The sequence below is a fragment of the Streptomyces sp. NPDC054770 genome (assembly GCF_053611985.1).
Map to the genome: position 1 here is coordinate 14,827 of NZ_JBSHBL010000085.1, position 21,847 is coordinate 36,673.

20 protein-coding genes are annotated in these 21,847 nt (G+C 72.3%); 11 read left to right on the plus strand and 9 right to left on the minus strand.

The window, feature by feature from the left end:
• Position 1: 1 nt before the first annotated feature.
• The gene (locus ACWGKQ_RS43340; RefSeq protein WP_453297559.1) at positions 2-880 is read left to right on the plus strand and encodes a class I SAM-dependent methyltransferase; all 879 of its coding nucleotides are present in this window, start codon (positions 2-4) and stop codon (positions 878-880) included.
• A 72-nt stretch (positions 881-952) separates the two neighbouring features.
• Here the strand turns inward: ACWGKQ_RS43340 and cseC are convergent, their stop codons facing one another.
• The 5 genes from cseC to ACWGKQ_RS43365 form a co-directional block, all read right to left on the minus strand.
• Complete coding sequence (cseC, locus tag ACWGKQ_RS43345) at positions 953-2,305, minus strand: two-component system sensor histidine kinase CseC (RefSeq protein ID WP_453297560.1); 1,353 nt, start codon at positions 2,303-2,305, stop codon at positions 953-955.
• A gap of 11 nt (positions 2,306-2,316) precedes the next feature.
• Positions 2,317-3,021 carry a two-component system response regulator CseB gene (cseB, locus tag ACWGKQ_RS43350; RefSeq protein WP_453297561.1) on the minus strand — a complete coding sequence of 235 codons (705 nt, stop codon included), beginning with the start codon at positions 3,019-3,021 and terminating at the stop codon, positions 2,317-2,319.
• Between the two features lie 64 nt (positions 3,022-3,085).
• Positions 3,086-3,757: a hypothetical protein gene (locus ACWGKQ_RS43355; protein WP_453297562.1), complete on the minus strand. Its 672-nt coding sequence runs from the start codon at positions 3,755-3,757 to the stop codon at positions 3,086-3,088.
• Entirely contained in the window at positions 3,745-4,284 is a 540-nt protein-coding gene (locus tag ACWGKQ_RS43360; protein ID WP_453297563.1) for a SigE family RNA polymerase sigma factor, read from the minus strand. The genes ACWGKQ_RS43355 and ACWGKQ_RS43360 overlap by 13 nt, the downstream gene beginning before the upstream one ends.
• Positions 4,285-4,551: 267 nt before the next feature.
• Positions 4,552-5,427 (minus strand): A/G-specific adenine glycosylase, encoded by an 876-nt coding sequence (locus tag ACWGKQ_RS43365; protein ID WP_453297564.1) that lies wholly within the window; start codon positions 5,425-5,427, stop codon positions 4,552-4,554.
• A 184-nt stretch (positions 5,428-5,611) separates the two neighbouring features.
• Between ACWGKQ_RS43365 and ACWGKQ_RS43370 the strand changes: the two genes are divergently transcribed.
• A complete protein-coding gene (locus tag ACWGKQ_RS43370) occupies positions 5,612-6,472 on the plus strand; it encodes a hypothetical protein (protein ID WP_453297565.1) in 861 nt (286 codons plus the stop codon).
• 197 nt (positions 6,473-6,669) lie between these two features.
• On the opposite strand, the gene disA is transcribed toward ACWGKQ_RS43370, so the two are convergent.
• Both disA and radA read right to left on the minus strand, forming a co-directional pair.
• Complete coding sequence (gene disA / locus ACWGKQ_RS43375; protein ID WP_453297566.1) at positions 6,670-7,794, minus strand: DNA integrity scanning diadenylate cyclase DisA; 1,125 nt, start codon at positions 7,792-7,794, stop codon at positions 6,670-6,672.
• 80 nt (positions 7,795-7,874) lie between these two features.
• Positions 7,875-9,284: a DNA repair protein RadA gene (radA, locus tag ACWGKQ_RS43380; protein WP_453297567.1), complete on the minus strand. Its 1,410-nt coding sequence runs from the start codon at positions 9,282-9,284 to the stop codon at positions 7,875-7,877.
• Positions 9,285-9,491: 207 nt separating this feature from the next.
• Here radA and ACWGKQ_RS43385 point away from each other — a divergent pair, with 207 nt between their 5' ends.
• The gene (locus tag ACWGKQ_RS43385) at positions 9,492-11,198 is read left to right on the plus strand and encodes a BACON domain-containing protein (protein ID WP_453297568.1); all 1,707 of its coding nucleotides are present in this window, start codon (positions 9,492-9,494) and stop codon (positions 11,196-11,198) included.
• 430 nt (positions 11,199-11,628) lie between these two features.
• On the opposite strand, the gene ACWGKQ_RS43390 is transcribed toward ACWGKQ_RS43385, so the two are convergent.
• Entirely contained in the window at positions 11,629-12,477 is an 849-nt protein-coding gene (locus tag ACWGKQ_RS43390; protein WP_453297569.1) for a hypothetical protein, read from the minus strand.
• Positions 12,478-12,556: 79 nt separating this feature from the next.
• Here ACWGKQ_RS43390 and ACWGKQ_RS43395 point away from each other — a divergent pair, with 79 nt between their 5' ends.
• The 4 genes from ACWGKQ_RS43395 to ilvD all read left to right on the plus strand — a co-directional run bounded on the left by ACWGKQ_RS43395 (position 12,557) and on the right by ilvD (position 17,055).
• Positions 12,557-13,489 (plus strand): Ppx/GppA phosphatase family protein, encoded by a 933-nt coding sequence (locus tag ACWGKQ_RS43395; protein WP_453297570.1) that lies wholly within the window; start codon positions 12,557-12,559, stop codon positions 13,487-13,489.
• A 151-nt stretch (positions 13,490-13,640) separates the two neighbouring features.
• Entirely contained in the window at positions 13,641-14,471 is an 831-nt protein-coding gene (locus ACWGKQ_RS43400; protein ID WP_453297571.1) for a sugar phosphate isomerase/epimerase family protein, read from the plus strand.
• On the plus strand, positions 14,468-15,091 hold the full coding sequence (locus ACWGKQ_RS43405) for a TetR/AcrR family transcriptional regulator (protein ID WP_453297572.1): 624 nt from the start codon (positions 14,468-14,470) through the stop codon (positions 15,089-15,091). Before ACWGKQ_RS43400 ends, ACWGKQ_RS43405 begins: the two co-directional genes overlap by 4 nt.
• 110 nt (positions 15,092-15,201) lie before the next feature.
• A complete protein-coding gene (gene ilvD, locus ACWGKQ_RS43410) occupies positions 15,202-17,055 on the plus strand; it encodes a dihydroxy-acid dehydratase (RefSeq protein ID WP_453297573.1) in 1,854 nt (617 codons plus the stop codon).
• A gap of 94 nt (positions 17,056-17,149) precedes the next feature.
• On the opposite strand, the gene ACWGKQ_RS43415 is transcribed toward ilvD, so the two are convergent.
• On the minus strand, positions 17,150-19,288 hold the full coding sequence (locus tag ACWGKQ_RS43415) for a protein kinase domain-containing protein (RefSeq protein ID WP_453297574.1): 2,139 nt from the start codon (positions 19,286-19,288) through the stop codon (positions 17,150-17,152).
• A 180-nt stretch (positions 19,289-19,468) separates the two neighbouring features.
• Here ACWGKQ_RS43415 and ACWGKQ_RS43420 point away from each other — a divergent pair, with 180 nt between their 5' ends.
• The 4 genes from ACWGKQ_RS43420 to ACWGKQ_RS43435 all read left to right on the plus strand — a co-directional run bounded on the left by ACWGKQ_RS43420 (position 19,469) and on the right by ACWGKQ_RS43435 (position 21,705).
• A complete protein-coding gene (locus ACWGKQ_RS43420) occupies positions 19,469-19,795 on the plus strand; it encodes an SH3 domain-containing protein (RefSeq protein WP_453297575.1) in 327 nt (108 codons plus the stop codon).
• 76 nt (positions 19,796-19,871) lie between these two features.
• Positions 19,872-20,162 (plus strand): SH3 domain-containing protein, encoded by a 291-nt coding sequence (locus ACWGKQ_RS43425; protein ID WP_453297576.1) that lies wholly within the window; start codon positions 19,872-19,874, stop codon positions 20,160-20,162.
• Positions 20,163-20,219: 57 nt separating this feature from the next.
• Positions 20,220-20,726, plus strand: coding sequence for an EamA/RhaT family transporter (locus tag ACWGKQ_RS43430; protein WP_453297577.1), 507 nt, complete (start codon positions 20,220-20,222; stop codon positions 20,724-20,726).
• Between the two features lie 157 nt (positions 20,727-20,883).
• Complete coding sequence (locus ACWGKQ_RS43435) at positions 20,884-21,705, plus strand: class I SAM-dependent methyltransferase (protein WP_453297578.1); 822 nt, start codon at positions 20,884-20,886, stop codon at positions 21,703-21,705.
• The last annotated feature ends 142 nt before the right edge of the window (positions 21,706-21,847 follow it).

A 21,847-nucleotide genomic window follows, 5' to 3' on the forward strand; every position in this document is an offset into this window, starting at 1 on the left:
CATGCCGACGGAGACCGGGCCCGACCACACCGCCGTCCGCACCGCCCTGTGGCGGGCGCTGCACCTGCGCGCCGACGCGCCGCCGTACGTCATCGAGGACGAGGTCGGACTGCGGCTCGCCGAGCCGGACGCGGACGCGGACGCCCAGGACACGGGGGACGGCTGGCGGGCCCGGCCGGACATGGACGTCGACGCCACCCGGCGGACCCGGGCGTCCATCGTGGCCCGGGCCCGGTTCGTCGATGATCTGGTGGTGGCGGAGGCCGGGCGCGGGGTGGACCAGTACCTCGTCCTCGGTGCCGGGCTCGACACCTTCGCGCAGCGCCGGGCCGCCGAGGCGGTGGCCGCCGGGCTGCGGGTGTTCGAGGCCGACCGGGCCGGTGCCGTGGCCTGGAAGCGACGGCGGCTGACCGAGCTGGGGTACGGCGTGCCCGACTGGCTGACGCTGGTGCCGGTGGACTTCGAGGGGGACTGGTGGGGGCAGCTGGTGGCCGCCGGGCTCGATCCACACCGGCCGGCCGTGGTCGCGTCCGCCGGGGTCACGATGTACCTCACGGAGGACGCCGTCGCCGCCACCTTCCGGCACATCGCGGGGCTCGCTCCGGGGTCGACGCTGGTCACGACGTTCCTGCGGCCGGTCGAGGACGTCGAGCCGGACCAGCGGGAGCAGCTGCGGGTGGCCCAGCGGGGCGCACGGGCCTCCGGCACGCCCTTCCTGAGCTTCTACACACCCGAGCGGCTCGCGGCCCTCGCCCACGAGGCCGGTTTCCGCACCACCCGGCACGTCCCGGCGGAGGAACTCACCACCCGCTACTTCGCGGGCCGCACCGACGGCCTGCGCCCGTCCCGCGGCGAGGAACTCCTCGTGGCCGCCACCTGACAGCCGGCGGTTGCCCGACCTGGCAGTCAGCGGTTGCCGGACCTGGCAGTCAGCGGTTGCCGGACCTGGCAGTCAGCGGTTGCCCGACTGCGCCGGGCCCGGCAGCATCGGGTAGCTGCCGGTGGCCGTCGGGGCGTGCTCCGGGAGCCAGAGCACGGCCACCGCGCCCTCCGCCGGGACGTGTTCGGGCGAGCCCGCCGGGCGGATGTTGCGGAAGGTCAGCCGGGCGCCCAGGACACGTGCCTGGCCCGCCGCGATGGTCAGGCCCAGGCCGTGGCCCTGGCCCGCGCGGTCCTTGCTGCCGGTGCGGAAGCGGCTCGGGCCCTCGGCGAGGAGTTCCTCGGGGAAGCCGGGGCCGTGGTCGCGGACCCGGATGACCCGGCCCTCGACGGTCACCTCGACGGGCGGTTTGCCGTGCCGGGCCGCGTTGGCCAGCAGGTTGATCAGCACCCGCTCCAGCCGGCGCGGATCGGTGGTGACCTCCGACTCGTGCACCACCCGCACCTCGATCTCCGGGTCCTTCGCGGCCACCCGCCGGGCGACGAACTCGCCCAGCATGATGTCCTGCAACTCGGCCCGCTCGGAGGCGCTGTCGAGGCGGGCCACCTCCAGCACGTCCTCGACGAGGGTGCGCATCGCCTTCGCCCGGTCCAGGACCAGCTCGGTGGGGCGGCCGGGCGGCAGCAGTTCGGCCGCCGTGAGCAGGCCCGTCACCGGTGTCCGCAGCTCGTGCGCGATGTCGGCCGTCACCCGCCGCTCCGCCTCGAGCCGTTGCTGCAACGCGTCCGCCATGGCGTCCACGGCCCGCGCCAGGTCGTCGGTCTCGTCCCGTACGACCCCGCCGATCGCCTCCCGCACCCGCACGTCCGGCTCGCCCTGGGCGACCTGGTTGGCCGCGGCCGCCGCCTTCCGCAGCCGCCGCGAGAGCTGCCCGCCGATCAGCACGCCGAGCGCGCTGCCGCCGAGGACGACCGCGATGGAGCCGATGACCAGGGCCTGGTCGAGGTCCTTCAGCACATCGCTGCTGCGGTTCGCGAAGGTGCTGTGCAGGGACAGCACCCGTCCGTCCTTGGCCTGCACCGCCGCCCAGATGTCCGGCGCGCCGGTGCCGTGGTCGATGACGTCGGTCGCCCGGCGGCCCGCGTCGACCCGCTCGCGCAGGGCCGGCGGCAGCCGCGGGTCGTCGACCTTGACGTCGGGGAAGTTCGCCCTCCCGTACAGCTCGTAGTTGCGCTGGGCGATCTGCAACCGCTCGTTGGCCAGGTCGCGCGCGTTGTCCAGCATCGAGACCCGGGCGGCGTTGTGCACCACCAGGCTCAACGCGATCGCGACCAGCGCGCCGACCAGCGCGATCGCCGCGCTCAGCTTCCATCTGAGTCCGGTACGCAGTCCCGGACCCCGGTACCGGCTGGAGAACCCCCGCATGACCGCCTCGCTCAGGCCTTCAACTTGTAGCCGAAACCACGGACCGTCTCGATCCGGTCCTGGCCGATCTTGGTGCGCAGCCGCTGCACATGGACGTCGACGACCCGGGTGTCCCCGCCCCAGCCGTAGTCCCAGACGCGTTCCAGCAGCTTGTCGCGGGAGAGTACGGTCCCCGGTGCCGAGGAGAACTCCAGGAGCAGCCGCATCTCGGTGGGCGTCAGCGCGACCGGCTGACCGGACCGGCGCACCTCCATGCCCTCCGTGTCGATCTCCAGGTCGCCGAAGGTGAGCAGCCCGCCCGTCACCGGCGCCACGTCCTCGTGCGGCCGCTCGCCGCCGCTCGCGTGCCCGAAGCGGCGCAGCACCGCCCGGATCCGGGCGACCAGCACGGCGCCGTCGAACGGCTTGGTGACGTAGTCGTCGGCGCCCGCCTCCAGGCCCAGCACCACGTCGATCGAGTCGGCGCGCGCCGACAGCATGATCACCGGGACGGTCGACTCGTCACGGATGCGCCGGCACAGGCTCACCCCGTCCAGGCCCGGGACCATCACGTCCAGCAGGGCGATGTCGGGCCGGTCGGCGCGGAACGCCTCCAGTCCCGACAGGCCGTCGGGCATGGCGGTGACCGCGAAGCCGTCCCGCTCCAGGGCGAGCTGGGTGGCCTCGCGGATGACATCGTCGTCCTCGACGAACAGCACGTGGGTCTGGTCTGCCATCCCGGCTCTCTCGGTGGTCGGTGGATCGGTGGTCGATGGGGCGGGCCCGGTGGACCCAGCGGGTTCAGTTGGCGGGGGAGGGCTCGGGCGTGGCGTCGTCCCCGCTGCCGGCCGCGTTGCCGTAGTCGGTGTGGTGGAAGTCCTCCTGGACGAAGTGTCCCGCGGACCAGCCGTAGGTGATCACGTTCTCGCCCGAGGGGCTCGACACCGGGTCGCCCTTCTCGTACACCTGCTTGGTCACGCTCAGGTCGCCACGGTCTATCTCCGCGTAGACCGGGGACTCCTCGGCCTTGAAGACGTTCTTGTACGCGCCGCTCTCCCTGCGGTACACGTACGCCCCGACCCCGACGGCGTCCCCGCAGGTCAGCACGTTGACGACGATATCCTCGACCGGGCCGCCGGTGAGGTCGCCGTAGGTCACGTCGACCGGGTACTCGTCGCCCGAGCAGGGCTTGAGGTCCCGCTTCACCGTGGCCGAGACCACCGGGTCGGCCTTCACCAGGGCGACCGCGTCGACCTTCTCGTAGGTCTGGGACGGGTTGGGTGCCGGGGAGGGCACGGCCGCCGCGCCGGCCACCGAGTCGGCGTGCGCCGGGCCCTCGTCACGGGCTCCCGTGCCGCCGGTACCGCACGCAGCGGCGAAAAGGGCGAGGGCGGCGAGCACGGCCGTCGCCGTGATCACCGCCTGTGCACTCGCCGGGCCCCTGCTGGGCCCCGTGCCGGTCAGGCCGCGCAACGCTCCCGCTCCTCACGCTCCAGCGCGCGTGCGTCGAGGTCGCGTGACTCCAGCTCCTCGCGGAGCCGGGCGAGCGCCCGGTGCAGCGTGCTCTTGACCGTTCCGGCCGACATGCCGAGGGCGGCGGCCGTCTCCTCCGTGGACATCTGCTCCCAGTGTCGCAGCACCACGACACTGCGCTGCTTCGGAGCCAGCACCTTCATGATGTCCATGAGGAGAGCGCGGTCCGCGTGCTGCTCGGTGGCGTCCTCAACGCAGGCGTCGGGCAGCTGCTCGGTCGGGACCTCCTCCAGCTTCCGGGCCCGCCACCACTCGGTCCGCGTGTTGATCATGACCCGGCGCAGGTAGGCGTCCGCGAGCTTCTTGTCGGCGATGCCGTCCCAGCGGCCGTACGTCCGTACCAGCGCGGTCTGGAGCAGGTCCTGGGCGTCCGTCGGGTCCGGGACCAGCCGGCGGGCGCTGCGCAGCAGCGCGTCCTGCCGGGTGCGGACGTACTCCTCGAATTCGAGCACCTCGCCCTGCGCCATGATCAACCGCCTCCCGATCCCCGTTTTCCCCGGCCCTGTGCCTGAGTTCCTGCTGTCCCGCGGTCCTGGCGGGCACAGAAACGAAGCTACGGACTCGTTGTCACGGGGCTGTGCGGAGCAGCCTGCGGGTAGCAATCGGCTGTCCGTCGGTTGTGTAACGGAAGTAGGTGCGGGGTAAGCGGGTGCAGGCTTATGTTCTGCTATGCGGTGATTTGCCGTGCGGATGGGGCCGTAACAGAGCCCCGGCCGCTGTGATGTGGCTGTACGTCAGCCCAGCGGCAGCCGGTAGAGGCCGCCCGCGAGCGGCTCCACCAGCCCGTCGGAGACCAGCCCGTCCAGCGCGCGCGCCCGCTGCACCGGTTCGTGCCACACCCGGTCGAGCACCGTCTGCGGCACGGGGGTGTGCGCCTCGCGCAGCACGGCGAGCAGCTTGCCGCGCACCTGCCGGTCGGTACCGGCGTACGTCTGCCCGCGCCGGGGCGGCCCCTCGTGCTCCGGCTTGCCGGCCAGCCGCCAGGCACACTCCCCGGCGATCGGACACCGCGGGCAGGTCTCGTTCTTCGCCGTGCACACCAGCGCGCCCAGCTCCATCGAGGCGGCGGCCCAGCGGGCGGCGGTCTTCTCGTCCTCGGGCAGCAGCTCGCGGGCGAGCTTGCGCTCGGCGGCGGTGGTGGCGTTCGGCGGGTACTGCACACCGGACACCGCCCGCGCGAACACCCGTCGCACGTTCGTGTCCAGCACGGCGTGCCGCTGCCCGTACGCGAACGACGCGACCGCCGCGGCCGTGTACTCGCCGATCCCGGGCAGCGCGAGCAGCTGCGCGTGATCCGTCGGTACGTCGCCGCCGTGCCGTTCCGTTATGGCGACCGCCGCGCCGTGCAGCCGCAGGGCGCGGCGCGGGTAGCCGAGCCGGCCCCAGGCGCGGACCGCCTCGCCGGGCGCCTCCGCGGCGAGGTCGGCGGGGCGCGGCCAGCGGGCCAGCCACTGCTCGTACACGGGCTGCACCCGGCTCACCGGGGTCTGCTGCAGCATGAACTCGCTGACCATCACACCCCACGGGCCCGCCTCCGGGCGGCGCCAGGGGAGGTCACGGGCATGGGCGTCGAACCAGGCGATCACGGGGGTGTGGAGCTTCTCAGTCATGGCCCTTCCGATCCTGCCACGTCCGGCGACGGGTCGGGCGGACGTGGTTCGCGGCGGGGTCCGGGTTGACGCGGTGAAGAGGGGTCATGGCGACGGGAGTTGCCGAAATGATGATCCGGAAAAGTTGAGGTTTGGGCGGCGGGTGGGGCGAGGAAGTGCACGGATCTCTCGTACAGTTTGCGCCGTGGGATCTCTGCGCAATCCGGTCGGGCCGCTTCCCTCCTCCATCTACTGGCGACGGAGGGTCTTCATGCTGTCGGCGCTCGTCGTCCTGGCGCTGCTGATCGCATGGATCGTGACGTCGAACGGCGGGGGCGGCAAGAAGAGCGCCGGCGGGTCGGACGGCAAGAATCCCGTGTCCACCATCACGCCGGGGCCCTCCGGCAGCGGACCGGCGATCAGCCAGGCGCCGGGCGGTCGGGACGGGTCGAGCGGCGGCGGTTCGAGCTCCGGTTCCGACGCCGGGAGTTCGGCCGGGACGGGCGGTGACTCGTCGGCCGGCTCCACGGGTTCGTCGGCCTCCTCGGGCTCCTCCGGTACGTCGGGTTCCGCCGGTTCCTCCGGTTCCTCGTCCGGCTCGGGTGACGACGTCACCTCGGGTTCCGGCGGTACGGTCGCCTCGCTGCCGGGGTCGTCCGCACTGCCCAACTGCACCGCCGGGTCGGTGGCGTTGACTCTGAAGAGCCTGCACAACTCGTACTCGCCGGAGCAGGCGCCGACCTTCGAACTCACCGCGAAGAACACGTCGTCCAGCGACTGCAAGATCGACCTCGGGCCGAAGAACGCGGTGCTGACCATCACGCAGGCCAGTTCGGACGACAGCTACTGGTCGTCGGCGGACTGCCCGAAGGCCGCGGGGAGCCGGTGGTACCGGGTGCCGGCCGGGAGCAGCATCACGTACACCCTGAAGTGGGACCGGAAGCCGAGCGCCGCCCAGTGCGCGACGCCTCCGGCGGGGTCGGCCGGGGCAGGCACGTACCTGCTGCAGGCGACGGCACCGGGGTACGCCAAGGCCCAGGCATCGTTCGTACTGACGGCGGACTAGCCGGCGGCGGGGGGTTTCGCTTACCCGCGCCGGCGGGGTGCCGCTGCGCCCACCCGTGCCGCCCTGCGGCACGCCTGCCCGCAGCTGAGGAGCCGGCGCGAGTGCAGCGCCCCGTAAGGGGCGCGGGGAACTGCGCGATCAGCTCCCACTCGCCCGCAGCCGTCGTACAGCGCAACTCGCCGAGCTAATCGGCGAAATCAGACATACCGCTCAAGAATCGAGGACTCCGCGAGTCGCGACAGGCCCTCCCGCACGCTGCGCGCACGCGCCTCGCCGACCCCGTCCACGGTCTGCAGGTCGTCGACGCTCGCAGCGAGCAGCTTCTGCAGGCCCCCGAAGTGCTCCACCAGCCGGTCGATGATCGCCCCCGGCAGCCGCGGCACCTTCGCCAGCAGCCGGAAGCCGCGCGGCGACACCGCCGAGTCCAGCGCCTCAGGCGAACCGGTGTAGCCCAGCGCCCGCGCCACCGTCGGCAGCTCCAGCAGCTCCGCATGGCTCAGCGCGTCCAGCTCCGACAGCGCCTCGTCGACCGTGCGCGACCGCTTCGCCGTCGGCTCCGGCACATAGTCCCGGACCACCAGCTCGCGCTCCGGCTCGACCCCCGCGATCAGCTCGTCCAGCTGGAGGGCGAGAAGCCGCCCGTCGGTGCCCAGTTCGACCACGTACTCGGCGATCTCCGTGGCGATCCGGCGGACCATTTCCAGGCGCTGGGCGACCGCAGACACATCCCGGACCGTCACCAGGTCCTCGATCTCCAGCGCCGACAACGTCCCCGCGACCTCGTCCAGGCGGAGCTTGTACCGCTCCAGCGTCGCCAGCGCCTGGTTCGCGCGGGAGAGGATCGCCGCCGAGTCCTCCAGGACACGCCGCTGACCGTCGACGTACAGCGCGATCAGCCGCATCGACTGGGAGACCGAGACCACCGGGAAGCCGACCTGCTTGGAGATGCGGTCCGCCGTGCGGTGCCGGGTGCCCGTCTCCTCCGTGGGGATCGTCGCGTCCGGCACGAACTGCACGCCCGCCCGGAGGATCTTCGACAGGTCGGACGAGATCACGATGCCGCCGTCGAGCTTGCACAGCTCCCGCAGCCGGGTCGCCGCGAACTCGACGTCCAGCACGAAGCCGCCCGTGCACATGGCCTCGACGGACTTGTCGAAGCCGAGCACGATCAGACCGCCGGTGTTGCCCCTCAGGACCCGCTCCAGGCCGTCCCGCATGGACGTGCCCGGAGCCACGGCGCTCAGCGAGGCGCGCATCAGGCCATCGGAACCGGCACTCCCACCGGACTTTCCGGGAGCCGCTGCCCGGTCGTTGGCTGCCACTGCACTCCTCCGGTCGCAGGTTCTGAGGCGCTGCCGTCCCCGCACTCGGTTCGTACGGACGGGCGAGACCAGGGCAAAGTCTACCGGCGCTCTTCCGCCTCCCGTGGGGCCTCTCGGCGACGGGACCGCGGCAGCACCCGCAGCGCGTCCCCCATGTCGGCGACTTCCAGGACCTTCATGCCCGCCGGGATCTTGCCGGGATCGCCCGGTACGAGCGCGTGCGTGAAGCCCAGCCGGTGCGCTTCCGCGAGCCTGCGCTGGACCCCGGTGACCCGTCTGACCTCGCCCGCGAGGCCGACCTCGCCGATGGCGACCAGGTTCTTCGGGAGCGGGGTGTCGCTGGCGGCGGAGGCCAGGGCGAGGGCGATCGCCAGGTCGGCGGCGGGCTCGGAGAGCTTCACCCCGCCGACCGTCGCGGAGTAGATGTCCCGCTTGCCGAGCGCGCTGATGCGCCCGCGCTGCTCCAGCACCGCCAGCATCATGGACACCCGGGAGGTCTCCAGGCCGGACGTGGTCCGGCGCGGGGAGGGGATCTGCGAGTCCACCGTCAGCGCCTGGACCTCCGCGACCAGCGGACGGCGGCCCTCCAGGGTGACGGTCAGGCAGGTGCCCGGGACCGGTTCGGCACGCCGGGTCAGGAAGAGTCCGCTCGGGTCGGTGAGGCCTGTGATGCCCTCGTCGTGCAGTTCGAAGCAGCCGACCTCGTCCGTGGTGCCGTAGCGGTTCTTGACGCCCCGGACCAGGCGGAGGCGGGCATGCCGGTCGCCCTCGAAGTGCAGGACGACGTCCACGAGATGTTCGAGGAGCCGGGGTCCTGCGATCGCGCCGTCCTTGGTGACATGGCCCACGAGGAGCGTCGACATGCCCCGCTCCTTCGAGGCGCGGATCAGCGCCCCGGCCACCTCGCGGACCTGGGCCATACCGCCCGGGGCGCCGTCGATCTCGGGGGAGGCGACCGTCTGCACGGAGTCCAGGATCAGCAGCGACGGCTTCACCGCGTCCAAGTGGCCGAGGACGGCGGCCAGATCGGTCTCGGCGGCGAGGTAGAGGTGGTCGTCGATGGCGCCGATGCGGTCGGCGCGCAGCCGGACCTGGCTCGCCGACTCCTCGCCGGTGACATAGAGCGTGCGGTGCTCGTCACTGGCCGCCTTGGCCGCCACGTCCAGCAGGAGGGTGGACTTGCCCACGCCGGGCTCACCGGCGAGCAGCACCACCGCGCCGGGCACCAGACCGCCGCCGAGGACCCGGTCCAGCTCCGGGACGCCGGTGGTGCGGGCGGTGGCCTGCCGGCCGTCGACCTGGCCGATGGGCACCGCGGAGGTGGTGACCCGGCCGGGCGCCGTCGTACGGACCGCGGGCGCGCCGTACTCCTCGACCGTCCCCCACGCCTGGCACTCGGCACACCGGCCGAGCCACTTGGCCGTCTGCCAGCCGCACTCGGTGCAGCGGTACGACGGTCGGTCCTTCGAGGTCTTGGTACGGGCAGCCATGCGGAAACCGTAGCCCCCGCCACTGACAGCGGGTCCACGGTGGCCCGTGTGACGGGTGTGGGCGGACCGGTCCCGGCCGCCCTCGACGGGGCCGGATCCCCGGAAGAACAGGTTCCTGTCCCCGATTGAGGGATCGTTTCACCCGTACGGATTAAAAGTGCTCAAGCCGCCAGAAGGGGCCGTACGGCGCCGCCTACGGTCGCACGGGTGATGAGCATCAGTCCGGAGACCTCGGCCCGAACGACCGGCGCACACCGGGCGCACCGGGAAGCGCGTGCGGCGCGTGACCGCACGGCGGCGCGTGCGCTGGCGCGGCCGTCGGCGCGCTACGAGCCGTACCTGGACGGACTGTTCACCTACTGCCTCTCGGTGCTGTGCGACCACGACGCGGCCACCGCCGCGCTCGGGGACGTCCTCGCCCTCGCCGAGCGGCGCGGCCAGCGCGTCCCGGAGGCCGCCGGGGACCGCAGGGCCTGGATGTACGCGCTGGCCCGCTGGGCCTGCCTGCGCGGGCTCGCCCAGGCCAAGCAGAAACGTCAGGCCACCCACGCGGCCGGCCGGCACACCGCCCCCGAACCGGCCGCCCCCGCCGACAGCGAGGAGCAGCGGCGCCACGAACTCGCCCTGCTCGCCTGGCCGGAGGCCGCCGGCACCACCCCCGAGCAGCGCGAGGCGCTCGAACTCGCGGTACGCCACCACCTCGCCGCCCACGAGGTCGCCGCCGTCCTCGGCAGGGACCTGGCCGGCACCCGCGAACTGCTCGCCTCCGCCGCCTGCGAGGTCGAGCGCACCCGCGCGGCCCTCGCCGTCGTCGAGACCGGCGGCTGCCCGAGCGTGTCCCACCTCACCGGCGACAGCCAGCTGGTCCTCAGCAGCGCCCTGCGCCGGGAACTGGTCCGGCACGTCGACGACTGCCCGCGCTGCCGCCGTACCGCCGAGCGCGCAGCCCCCGGCCGGTGGCCCGGTGCGATGACCACGCCCGCCGAGCTGCCCGTCCTGGAGGCGCCCCGCACGGCCCTGCACATGGCCATGGCGCACCAGCCACGTGCGCGTGGCGCCGCCGCCCCGCGTTTCGACCGGCGCGGCTTCCCGATGGACCCCAAGGACCGCGCGGCCCGCCGCGACCGGCTGCGCGCGCGTGCCGTCACGACGACCGTCGTCGCCACGGTGGTGGCCGCGCCGGTGCTGGCCCTGTGGGCCGCGTACCGGGGCACGCCGGCGGGGGAGAGCCACGACGGCCCGTCCGCGACCGCGCGGGAGGCCGCCGGCCCCGACGCGCTCGACGGCGACACGGGCGGCGGTTACGAGAACGCGGGCAACGCGGGCAACGCCGGCACCAGACCCGGGCCGCGGATCGGCAAGGACGGCAAGGCCGACGTGTCGGTGGAGGTGATCAGCGTCGCGGGAGCCGACGGGAGGCGGGCCGGCGCGGGGCACCTCGCGGTGACGGCCGTGAACGACGGCGACACCACGCTGATCACACTCACGGCGTCCGGGAACGCGGCGGTGCGGTGGTCGGTGTCCACGTCGGCGGGCTGGCTGTACTTCGCCCGGTCCTCGGGAACGCTCCGGCCGGGCGAGTCGTTCACGATCAAGGTGTACGTCGATCAGCTGCGGGAGCCGGCCGGGCACTGGAGCGCGCGGGTGGCGGTGGCGCCGGCGGGGGCGGTGGTGTCGATCGACGGGTTCGGGACGGCTCCGCCGACACGCCGGGGTCCGACCCCGCCGCCCCCTGCGGGGCGGCCGACGCCGACACCGACGGCATCCGACCCGACCCAGCCGACACCGCCGGTCACCGATCCACCGACATCGAGCGAACCGACCCCGACGCCCACCGACTCGGCCACCCCCGCCCCGACGGCATCAACCTCTCCGACCCAGCCCACCACCGAGACCCCACCACCGACTCCGTGAGCACCGGGCCCCGCTACCGATTCCGTGAGTTCCGTGCGGTTGCTACCGATTCCGTGAGTTCCGTGCGGCTGCTACCGATTCCGTGAGCTCCGTCAGCCGGCCGACCTGTTCCGCCCGGTCTCTGGCGTCTGCCCGGTCTCTCGCGTCCGCCGGTCTCTCGTCCGCCGGTCTCTCGCGTCCGCCGGTCCCCTCTGACCGTCGGCCTCCTCTTCCCGCCGGTCTCTTGCCTCAGCCGGTCTCTTCTCTCCGCCGCGACGGTGCTCGGCCCCGACGGTGGAGTTCGGCGGTGCCGTGCAGGGCGGTACGCGTCGGTGCGGTGACGGGTGCAGCGCCGTCGTGGCTGGTCGCGCGGTTCCCCGCGCCCCTTTCGGGGCGCTGCCGTGGGCGTCGGTCGGGAGGGTCCGCTCTTACTTGGCCCTCAAAGGACTCCTCAGGTCACCGGATCCGCCGGATGCGGGGCCAGCAGGGGTAGCTGGGAAGCGAGGCGGGCCTCGCACAGCTCTGTGAGGCGGTCGTAGCCCGCCTTGCCCATCAGTTCGGTCAGTTCCGCGCGGTAGGAGACGTACACCGGGTCGCCCGCGCCGTGGGCCGAGGTTGCCGAGGTGCACCACCAGTGCAGGTCGTGGCCGCCCGGGCCCCAGCCCCTGCGGTCGTACTCGCCGATCGAGATCTGGAGGACGCGCGTGTCGTCGGGGCGGTCGATCCAGTCGTAGGTCCGGCGGATCGGGAGCTGCCAACAGACGTCCGGCTTGGTCTCCAGCGGCTCACGGCCCTCCCGCAGCGCCAGGATGTGCAGCGAGCAGCCGGCGCCGGCGGCGAAACCGGGGCGGTTCTGGAAGATGCACGAGCCGTTGAACGGGCGGGTCTGGCGGGAGCCCTCGTCGTCCTCGGAGACCCAGCCGTGCTCGGTGCCCTCGGCGTGGTTCTGCCAGATCTCCGGCGTGAGCCGCGCCACATGATCGGCGACCCGCTTCTCGTCGTCCTCGTCGGAGAAGTGCGCGCCCAGCGTGCAGCAGCCGTCGTCCGCGCGGCCCGCCTGGATGCCCTGGCAGCCGCTGCCGAAGATGCAGTTCCAGCGGGAGGTCAGCCAGGTCAGGTCACAGCGGAAGACCTGCTCGTCGTCCGCCGGATCAGGGAACTCCACCCATGCGCGCGCGAAGTCGAGGCCCTTCTCGTCCGCAGCCAGGGCCTTCTTCGACGTTCTCGGTGGCTTCGCCCGCGAAGAACCTTCGGCGGATTTGGCGCCCTTGTGGTCCTTCGTCTTTTTCGTCTTTGGCACCTGTCCAGGGTAAGTCGCCGAAGGCGCCTCCGGGACCGCTCAGGGCCCGCGGTCAGCAGTGTTCCGTAGAGTTCGGTGCATGAGACTCGGTGTCCTCGACGTGGGATCTAACACGGTGCATCTGCTGGTGGTGGATGCACACCCCGGCGCGCGCCCGCTGCCGGCGCACTCGCACAAGGCGGAGTTGCGCCTTGCCGAACTTCTCGACGGCAACGGGGCGATCGGCCCCGACGGCGTCGAGAAACTGGTCGCCGTCGTCAAGGACGCCCTTCAGGCCGCGGAGGACAAGGGCGTCGAGGACCTGCTGCCGTTCGCCACCTCCGCGGTGCGCGAGGCCAGCAACGCCGACGACGTCCTCGCGCGCGTGCAGGCCGAGACCGGCGTCGAGCTCCAGGTCCTCACCGGCGCCGAGGAGGCCCGGCTGACCTTCCTCGCGGTCCGCCGCTGGTTCGGCTGGTCCGCCGGAAAGCTGCTGGTCCTGGACATCGGGGGCGGCTCCCTGGAGATCGCGTACGGCATCGACGAGCAGCCCGACACGGCCGTCTCGCTGCCGCTCGGCGCCGGCCGGCTCACCGCCGGCTGGCTCCCCGGAGACCCGCCCACCTCCGAGGACATACGGGCGCTGCGCCGTCATGTACGCGCCGAGATCGCCCGTACGGTCGGCGAGTTCAGCCGCTTCGGCGCCCCCGACCACGTGGTCGCCACGTCCAAGACCTTCAAGCAGCTGGCCCGGATCGCCGGCGCCGCCCGCTCCGCCGACGGCCTCTACGTCCAGCGCGAACTCAAGCGGGACTCCCTGGAGACCTGGGTCCCGAGGCTGGGGGCCATGACCACGGCCCAGCGTTCCGCACTCCCGGGAGTGTCGGAGGGCCGGTCGGGCCAGCTGGTGGCCGGTGCGCTGGTCGCGGAGGCCGCGATGGACCTCTTCGAGGTGGAGAACCTGGAGGTGTGTCCGTGGGCGCTCAGGGAGGGCGTCATCCTGCGGCGACTTGATCACATGGGATCGGCGTAGAGACGCAGGGGCGCGGGGCTGTATTCGATATGCGGCTCCGCCGCGTGGGCGCGATCAACCGCAACGCAGCCGCACTCGCCAACGCGACCCCGGTCACAACGGCGAGCAGGCGCCCCCTGCCCACTCACCCCCACCCCGTAACCTGTCCCTCGTGGCAAACCCAAGGGACGTCGTCCGCATCCCGGATGCGAAGGTCGCGCTCTCCACGGCCTCCGTCTACCCGGAGTCGACGGCGACGGCCTTCGAGATCGCCGCGCGCCTCGGTTACGACGGTGTCGAGGTCATGGTGTGGACCGACCCGGTCAGCCAGGACATCGAGGCCCTGCGCCGGCTGAGCGACTACCACCGCATCCCGATCCTCGCCGTTCACGCGCCCTGTCTGCTGATCACCCAGCGGGTCTGGTCCACCGACCCCTGGGTCAAGCTCCAGCGGGCCCGGGCCGCCGCCGAGAAGCTGGGCGCGAGCACGGTCGTCGTACACCCGCCGTTCCGCTGGCAGCGCCAGTACGCCCGCGACTTCGTCGAGGGGATCTGGCGCATGGCGAACGAGACGGAGGTGCGGTTCGCGGTGGAGAACATGTACCCCTGGCGCTACCGCGACCGCGAGATGCTGGCGTACGCCCCCGACTGGGACGTCACCAAGGACGACTACCGGCACTTCACGATCGACCTCAGCCATGCCGCGACGTCCCGCGTCGACGCGCTCGCCATGTTCGACCGCATGGGCGGCCGGCTCGGGCACGTCCACCTCGCCGACGGCCGCGGCTCCGCCAAGGACGAGCACCTGGTGCCCGGCCGCGGCACCCAGCCCTGCGCCGAACTGCTGGAGCGGCTCGCGGTCACCGGCTTCGACGGGCATGTCGTCATCGAGGTCAACACCCGGCGCGCGATGTCCGGCGCGGAGCGCGAGGCCGACCTCGCGGAGGCCCTGGCCTTCACCCGCCTGCACCTGGCCTCGGCGGTGAAGGTGACCCGCCGGTGACCGACGCCCCGACCGGCAACGGCCCGGGCACCCGGCGCCGTGGCCGCCCGCCGCGTACCGAGTCGGCCGGCACCCGGGACCGTATCCTCGCCACCGCCCGCGAGGAGTTCTCCGAACGCGGGTACGAGAAGACGTCCGTACGTGCCATCGCCAAGGCCGCCGGGGTCGACTCCGCCCTGGTCCACCACTACTTCGGCACCAAGGAACAGATCTTCGAGGCCGCCATCTCGGTCGCCTTCGCCCCCGCGCTCAACGCGCCCGTCGCGATCGCCGACGGTCCGCTGGATGGCGTCGGCGAGCGGCTGACCCGGTTCATCTTCGGTGTCTGGGAGAACCCCACCACCCGTGCGCCCCTCCTCGCGATCCTCCGCTCCGCCGTCAACAACGACACGGCCGCCGCCGTCTTCCGCCGCCTGATCGCCGCCCAGCTGCTGCGCCGGATCGCGGACCAGCTGGACCTCCCCGACGCGGAGCTGCGCGCCGAACTGGCGGGGGCGCAGCTGGTGGGCTGCGCGATGCTCCGCTACGTGATCAAGGTGGAGCCGCTGGCGTCCGCGGACCTGGAGCAGATCGTGGCCAGGGTCGCCCCGGTGGTGCAGGGGCATCTGACCGGGCCGTGAGCCCCGGCCGTGCGAGACGCGCGTCCCGCATTCCGGACACCTCGTCCCGAGGCCTGAACAACGGGCGTACGCTCGTTAGCAGCCCTATCTGTCTGAAGGAGCGAGCGACGATGCCCGAGCTGAGGTCCCGCACAGTCACCCACGGTCGCAACATGGCGGGCGCCCGCGCCCTTATGCGCGCCTCCGGTGTACCCGGTGCGGACATCGGCCGCAAGCCGATCATCGCCGTCGCGAACTCGTTCACGGAGTTCGTGCCGGGCCACACCCACCTCCAGCCGGTCGGCCGGATCGTCTCCGAGGCGATCAAGGAGGCGGGCGGCATCCCGCGCGAGTTCAACACGATCGCGGTGGACGACGGCATCGCGATGGGCCACGGCGGCATGCTGTACTCCCTCCCGTCCCGCGACCTGATCGCGGACTCGGTCGAGTACATGGTCGAGGCGCACTGCGCCGACGCCCTGGTCTGCATCTCCAACTGCGACAAGATCACCCCGGGCATGCTCATGGCCGCCCTGCGCCTGAACATCCCGACGGTCTTCGTCTCCGGCGGCCCCATGGAGGCCGGCCGCGCCACCCTGGTCGACGGCACGGTCCGCACCCTCGACCTGATCGACGCGATGGTCGACGCGGCGAACGAGAACGTCTCCGACGAGGACGTCCTCAGGATCGAGGAGAACGCCTGTCCGACCTGCGGCTCCTGTTCCGGCATGTTCACCGCCAACTCGATGAACTGCCTGACGGAGGCGATCGGCCTCTCCCTCCCCGGCAACGGCTCGGTCCTGGCCACCCACACGGCCCGCAAGCAGCTCTACGTCGACGCGGCCCGCACGGTGATGGACCTCACCCGCCGTTACTACGAGCAGGACGACGACACGGTCCTGCCGCTGAACATCGCGACCTTCGCCGCGTTCGAGAACGCGATGGCGCTGGACATCGCGATGGGCGGCTCCACCAACACGATCCTGCACCTGCTGGCCGCCGCCCAGGAGGCGGGCGTCACCTTCGGCCTGGAGGAGATCAACGAGGTCTCGCGCCGGGTCCCCTGCCTCGCCAAGGTCGCCCCGAACGTCGCGAAGACCCGCACCTACTACATGGAGGACGTGCACCGGGCCGGCGGCATCCCCGCCCTCCTCGGCGAGCTGCACCGCGGCGGCCTCCTCAACGAGGACGTCCACTCCGTCCACAGCCCCTCCCTCGCGGACTGGCTGAAGACCTGGGACGTGCGCGGCGGCTCCCCGTCCCCCGAGGCCGTCGAGCTGTGGCACGCGGCTCCCGGCTGCGTCCGCTCCGCCGAGGCCTTCTCCCAGTCCGAGCGCTGGGAGGCCCTGGACCAGGACGCGGCGGAGGGCTGCATCCGCAGCGTCGAGCACGCGTACTCCAAGGACGGCGGCCTCGCGGTCCTCAAGGGCAACCTCGCCGTCGACGGCTGCGTGGTGAAGACGGCCGGCGTCGACGAGTCGATCTGGACCTTCGAGGGCCCCGCGGTCGTCTGCGAGTCGCAGGAAGAGGCCGTCGAGAAGATCCTCAACAAGCAGGTCACGGACGGCGACGTCGTCGTGATCCGCTACGAGGGTCCCAAGGGCGGCCCCGGCATGCAGGAGATGCTCTACCCGACGTCCTTCCTCAAGGGCCGCGGCCTCGGCAAGAGCTGCGCGCTGGTCACCGACGGCCGCTTCTCCGGCGGTACCTCGGGCCTCTCCATCGGCCACGCCTCCCCGGAGGCGGCCTCCGGCGGCACCATCGCCCTCGTCGAGGACGGCGACCGCATCCGCATCGACATCCCGAACCGCACGATCGAGCTCCTCGTCGACGAGGCCGAGCTGTCCCGCCGCGAGCAGGCCCTGAACGGCGTGTACGCCCCGAAGAACCGCGACCGCAAGGTCTCGGCCGCACTGCGCGCCTACGCCGCGATGGCCACCAGCGCCGACAAGGGCGCGGTCCGCGACGTGACGAAGCTGGGCTGAGCGCCCGCAACCCACCCGAGGGGCCGCCTCCCAGCCGGGAGACGGCCCCTCGGACATGCGTCCTGCGTCCTGCGGTCTGCGTCTTGCGGCCAGGTCACCAGGCGGCGGGATCCGCCGCGGCCACGGCGAAGACGGTGCCGTCGGGGGCGGCGGCGTAGAGGTGGGTGCCGAGGAGCAGCGGGGCGGGTACCGAGGTGGCGACTGAGCCGGAGGCCGTTCCGAAGCGAGGCGAGGTCTGTCCGGCGGCCGCTCCGCTGCCCGCGTCGACGGCCATGAGCCGGCCGTCGGCAGCCGAGAAATACACGTGCCGGCTGTCGGCGACGGGTGCCGAGCCCCGGCTCACCGAGGTCTCCGTATGCCACGTGCGCCGGCCCGCCGTCATGTCGACGGCGTCCAGCGAGCCGGTGGCGGCCAGCACGTAGACCACGCCGCCGTGGACCCCGGCCTCCGCGTCCGCACGCGGTACCGGCAGCTTGACCCGGCGGGTGACCCCGGACTCCGGCGTGTAGCGGACCACGGCATCGGTGTCGCCGTACACCGGGTCGGTGGCCAGCAGGAAGACCGTCCCGTCCTGCGCGCCGACCGGCGTCAGCAGTCCCTGCAACCGGGTGTCCTCCCGTACGTCCCCGGTGGCCGGATCCAGGACGGTGACCTGGGTGCTGGTCCCGTCCGCGGACGTACTGGTCACGAACGCCGACGACGGATCCGCGGGGAAGAAGTCGATCCGCGCCGTGCCGTGAGCCCCTGTCGACCGGCTCCACCTGGTGGTGCCGGTCGCGCTGTCCACCCCGGTGACCGTGCCGTCCGCGCGCGTGAGCAGGAGCATGTCGCCGGCGTACTTCATCCCCTCGTTCTCGGGCAGGTCTCGCTGCCATCGGCTCTTGCCCGAGTCCGGGTCGAGCGCCGTCACGTGCCGGGCTTCGTCCGTGACGAGCTGGACGAGGCCGCCGGAGAGGGCGGGGGGCCGGTTCCAGTGGGCGTTCGCGACGGAGTGCCGCCAGAGCACGGCACCCGTCACCGGATCCAGGGCGAACACCACCGACGCCGCGGTGCAGAACAGCCTTCCCTCACCGGTGGCGCACTGGGGAGTGGTCGCGCCCTTGGCGACGGGTTTCGCCTGCCAGGCAGAAAAGGCGGCGGCCGTCGTCCTCGGATTGCCCACCCGCGGCTGCGGGGTGCTCCCGCCGACCCACTCGACCAAGGCCGCGACCGCGCCGAGCGCGAGGACGACGGCACCCGTGGCCAAGGCGACTCGCCTGCCGAGCCGCGGCCTGCGCGGTTGCTGCGGCATCTCCTCCTCAGGAGACTCCGCCTCCTCCTTCGGCAGCTCCGACCTCGCTGCCTCGCCGGTGTCATCACCGATGGTGGTCCGCTGCGCCGGTATGAACGCCTGCGTGTCGTACGACGCCGACAACGACCGCAGCTCCCGCATCAGCTCGTCGGGCGTCGGCCGGTCCTCGGGCTCCTTGGCGAGACAGCGCAGCACCAGCGGAGCGAGCTCCTCCGGTACGTCGGTGAGGTCGGGCTCGTCATGCACGACCTGGTACGCGACGACGTAGGGACTGTCGGAGTCGAACGGCCCCCGCCCGGTCGCCGCGTGCACCAGCACCGAACCGAGCGCGAAGATGTCGGCGGCGGGCCCCACTTCACGCGGCCGCCGGAACTGCTCCGGCGCCATGAACGGCGGCGTACCGATCAACTTCCCCGTCTCGGTCCGCAGTTCGCTGTCTTTCGGCCGGGAGATACCGAAGTCGATGACCTTGGGACCGTCCTCGGCGAGCAGAACGTTGCTCGGCTTCAGATCCCGGTGCACCACGCCGACCCGGTGAATGTCGCGCAACGCCTCCGCCAGTCCGGCCATCAGCCGGCGCAACTGGGCAGGAGCCATCGGCCCGTTCCGCTTCACCTGCTCGGAGAGGGTCGGGCCGGGGATGAAGAGGGTGGCCATCCAGGGCCGGGCGGCCTCGGGATCGGCGTCCACCACGGGTGCGGTGAAGGCGCCGCTGACCTTGCGCGCGGCGGCCACCTCCTGCCGGAAACGGCCCCTGAACTCACGGTCCTTCGCGTACTCGGCGTGTACGACCTTCACCGCGAGCTTCAGCCCCGAGGTGCTGCGGGCCAGGTGCACCACGCCCATGCCACCGGACCCTAGGCATGACTCCAGGCGGTAGTGCCCGGCGTATTCGGGAAGTTCCGCTTCCGCGCCCGCTCCGGTGTTGCGCTGTGGCGTCAAGGGACCACCCCCGTGCTTTTTCCGCGGAGCGCGACGCACGGAGCCTAGTCGATGACGCGTACGAGACAGAGGCGGCTTGCTAGCCTCCGCGTGCGAGTTACGTACATGTGTTTCGTGGCTCGAATGAGGGGAATCAACGGGACTCCATGGCACTCATGGGTCCAGTGGGGGGAGCACTACATGTCTGTCGATCACGCGCAGGAAGCCGAGGGCAGCGGCGAGCAGGAGGCCGTCACGACGCTGGCCGCAGCCACCACGGTTCGCTACTACTCGGTCGCCCCGGGCGTCCGCCTGAACGTCCGCAGTGGTCCCGGCACCAGTTACGACATCACCCGGACGCTCTCCGAGGGCGCCAAGGTCCCGATCTACTGCCAGACGCCGGGTACCTCGGTGTCCGGCTACTACGGCACGTCGAACATCTGGGACAACATCAGCAACGGCGAGTTCGTGTCCGACGCCTACGTCAACACGGGCAGCGACGGTTACGTGGCCGACCGCTGCTCCTGACCGGTCCAGGAGGACTGGGATGACACCCTTAAGACGCGCTTCTGTCCTTCTCGCAGGCTCCGCCGGAGCCTTTCTCATGCTCATGGGGTCGGCCTCCGTCGCAAGCGCGGCCGCGACCGTCACCACGTACTCCGTGGCTCCGGGCGTCCGCCTGAACGTCCGCAGTGGTCCCGGCACCAGTTACGACATCACCCGGACCCTCCCTGAGGGAACCAAGGTCCCGATCTTCTGCCAGACCCCGGGCACGACGGTGTCCGGCTACTACGGCACGTCGAACATCTGGGACAACATCGACAACGGCGAATACGTCTCGGACACCTACGTCAACACGGGCAGCGACGGTTACGTGGCCGACCGCTGCGCCTGACCCGGTACGCCGGCCCCGACCCGGAGCCCGCGCGGCCCCCGGCGCCATAATCGTCCCGTGAGCGACGAACCAGGCACCCCGGACACTCCCGCGGGCTCCACCGGCGGACCCCGCCCCGAGCCCCTCCGCTTCTTCGGCACGTCCTGGGTGAACCACGACGACGGCTACACCGCCCGCCGGATCGGCGTGGCCGTGGGCTCGCTCGCCGCCGCCGTCGTCTCCTGCCTGGTCCTGCGCCTCGCCTACGAGGGGATCCAGCTCGCCGACACCGGCTCGTTCGTGACCGTCCTCGTCGTCGCGATGTTCGCCATCTGCAGCGCCCTGGCCTTCCGCAACACCTGGGAGTCCTTCGGCAAGCGCCCCGACCCCGAACGCCAGGCCTCCCTGCGCGGCCTCCTCGCCATCGGCTTCGTCGGTTCGCTCCTCGCCTACTTCTTCCGCTCCCTCACCGAGGCCCCCGGCGAGAAACTCCACCGCACCGAGTACGACACCGCCGTCCAGGAACACCAGCACCGCACCACCCGCCGCTCGGGCAACCCGTCGAAGAAGAAACGGAAGCGCTGAGACCGGCGCGCCGGTCGTACGGGGGACATCCGTCGGTCGCGCCGCGCGCAAGGAGCGTGCACCCGTGCGCCGAGGCCGGCCGTCGCTCGGTGGCCGCATCCGGCCCGTCCCTCGAAAGTCACTGTCGCCCCAGCCCCGCCCTCGGGACGATGGCCGCATGACCACAGGCCAGTCTCAGTCGCATCCCGGGACCCAAGCCCCGTCCCCTGCCCACGCTCCCTCCCGCGCCGCACGCGCCCGCTCCTTCAACGCCGCCGCGGCCCAGTACGCCGCGAACCGCCCCTCCTACCCGCCCGCCCTCCTCGACGCCGTCGAGGAGGAAGCCGGCCGCTCCCTCACGGGCGCCAGGGTGGTCGACGTCGGCGCGGGCACCGGCATCGCGACCGCGCTTCTGCACGCGCGCGGCGCCGACGTGGTCGCCGTGGAGCCGGGGGAGGGCATGGCGGCACAGTTCCACGCCACCCTCCCCGACGTGCCGATCCTTCGCGGCAACGGCAACGCCCTCCCGCTCGCCGCCGGCACCGCCGACTTCCTCACCTACGCCCAGGCCTGGCACTGGACCGACCCGGCCCGCTCCGTGCCGGAGGCGCTTCGCGTACTGCGTCCCGGCGGGGCGCTGGCGCTGTGGTGGAACACCCACGCGCTCGACATCGACTGGATCGCCGACTCCACCGACCGCATCAGCCGGTTCTTCGGCGTCGACGCCAGAACGGAGCAGAGCAAGTCCGCCGACCGCACCGATCTCGCCGACCCCAGCGGACGGCTCCGCTTCGCCCGCCGTGAGGTCCGCTGGAGCCGACGCGTCCCGGTCGACACCCACCTCGCCAACATCGGCAGCCACTCGGCGTTCCTCGTCACCTCCGAGGCCCGCCGCACCGCGTTCCTCGCCGAGGAACGCGCCCACGTCCTGAAGACCTTCCCCGACGGCATCGTCGAAGAGACATACGACGTCCTCCTCCTCGTCGCCCTCAACACCTGAGCGTTCCCGACCCCACCGGCCCACGGCAGCGACTCGGCCGCGGGCCGGTGGGGGTTGCTCGTGCAGTTCCCCGCGCCCCTTACGGGGCGCTTCGCCCGCCGCATCTCCTCAGCCGCGGGCAGGCGTGCCGCGGGGGCGGGAC

What these genes read in the sequence shown, in the direction of transcription:
- ACWGKQ_RS43340 (WP_453297559.1), top strand. Translation starts at nt 2, where the DNA reads ATGCCGACGGAGACCGGGCCCGACCACACCGCCGTCCGCACCGCCCTG.
- ACWGKQ_RS43360 (WP_453297563.1), bottom strand. Translation starts at nt 4,284, where the DNA reads ATGGCGCAGGGCGAGGTGCTCGAATTCGAGGAGTACGTCCGCACCCGG.
- cseB (WP_453297561.1), bottom strand. Translation starts at nt 3,021, where the DNA reads ATGGCAGACCAGACCCACGTGCTGTTCGTCGAGGACGACGATGTCATC.
- cseC (WP_453297560.1), bottom strand. Translation starts at nt 2,305, where the DNA reads ATGCGGGGGTTCTCCAGCCGGTACCGGGGTCCGGGACTGCGTACCGGA.
- ACWGKQ_RS43420 (WP_453297575.1), top strand. Translation starts at nt 19,469, where the DNA reads ATGTCTGTCGATCACGCGCAGGAAGCCGAGGGCAGCGGCGAGCAGGAG.
- ACWGKQ_RS43425 (WP_453297576.1), top strand. Translation starts at nt 19,872, where the DNA reads ATGCTCATGGGGTCGGCCTCCGTCGCAAGCGCGGCCGCGACCGTCACC.
- ACWGKQ_RS43365 (WP_453297564.1), bottom strand. Translation starts at nt 5,427, where the DNA reads ATGACTGAGAAGCTCCACACCCCCGTGATCGCCTGGTTCGACGCCCAT.
- ACWGKQ_RS43395 (WP_453297570.1), top strand. Translation starts at nt 12,557, where the DNA reads ATGAGACTCGGTGTCCTCGACGTGGGATCTAACACGGTGCATCTGCTG.
- ACWGKQ_RS43435 (WP_453297578.1), top strand. Translation starts at nt 20,884, where the DNA reads ATGACCACAGGCCAGTCTCAGTCGCATCCCGGGACCCAAGCCCCGTCC.
- ilvD (WP_453297573.1), top strand. Translation starts at nt 15,202, where the DNA reads ATGCCCGAGCTGAGGTCCCGCACAGTCACCCACGGTCGCAACATGGCG.
- radA (WP_453297567.1), bottom strand. Translation starts at nt 9,284, where the DNA reads ATGGCTGCCCGTACCAAGACCTCGAAGGACCGACCGTCGTACCGCTGC.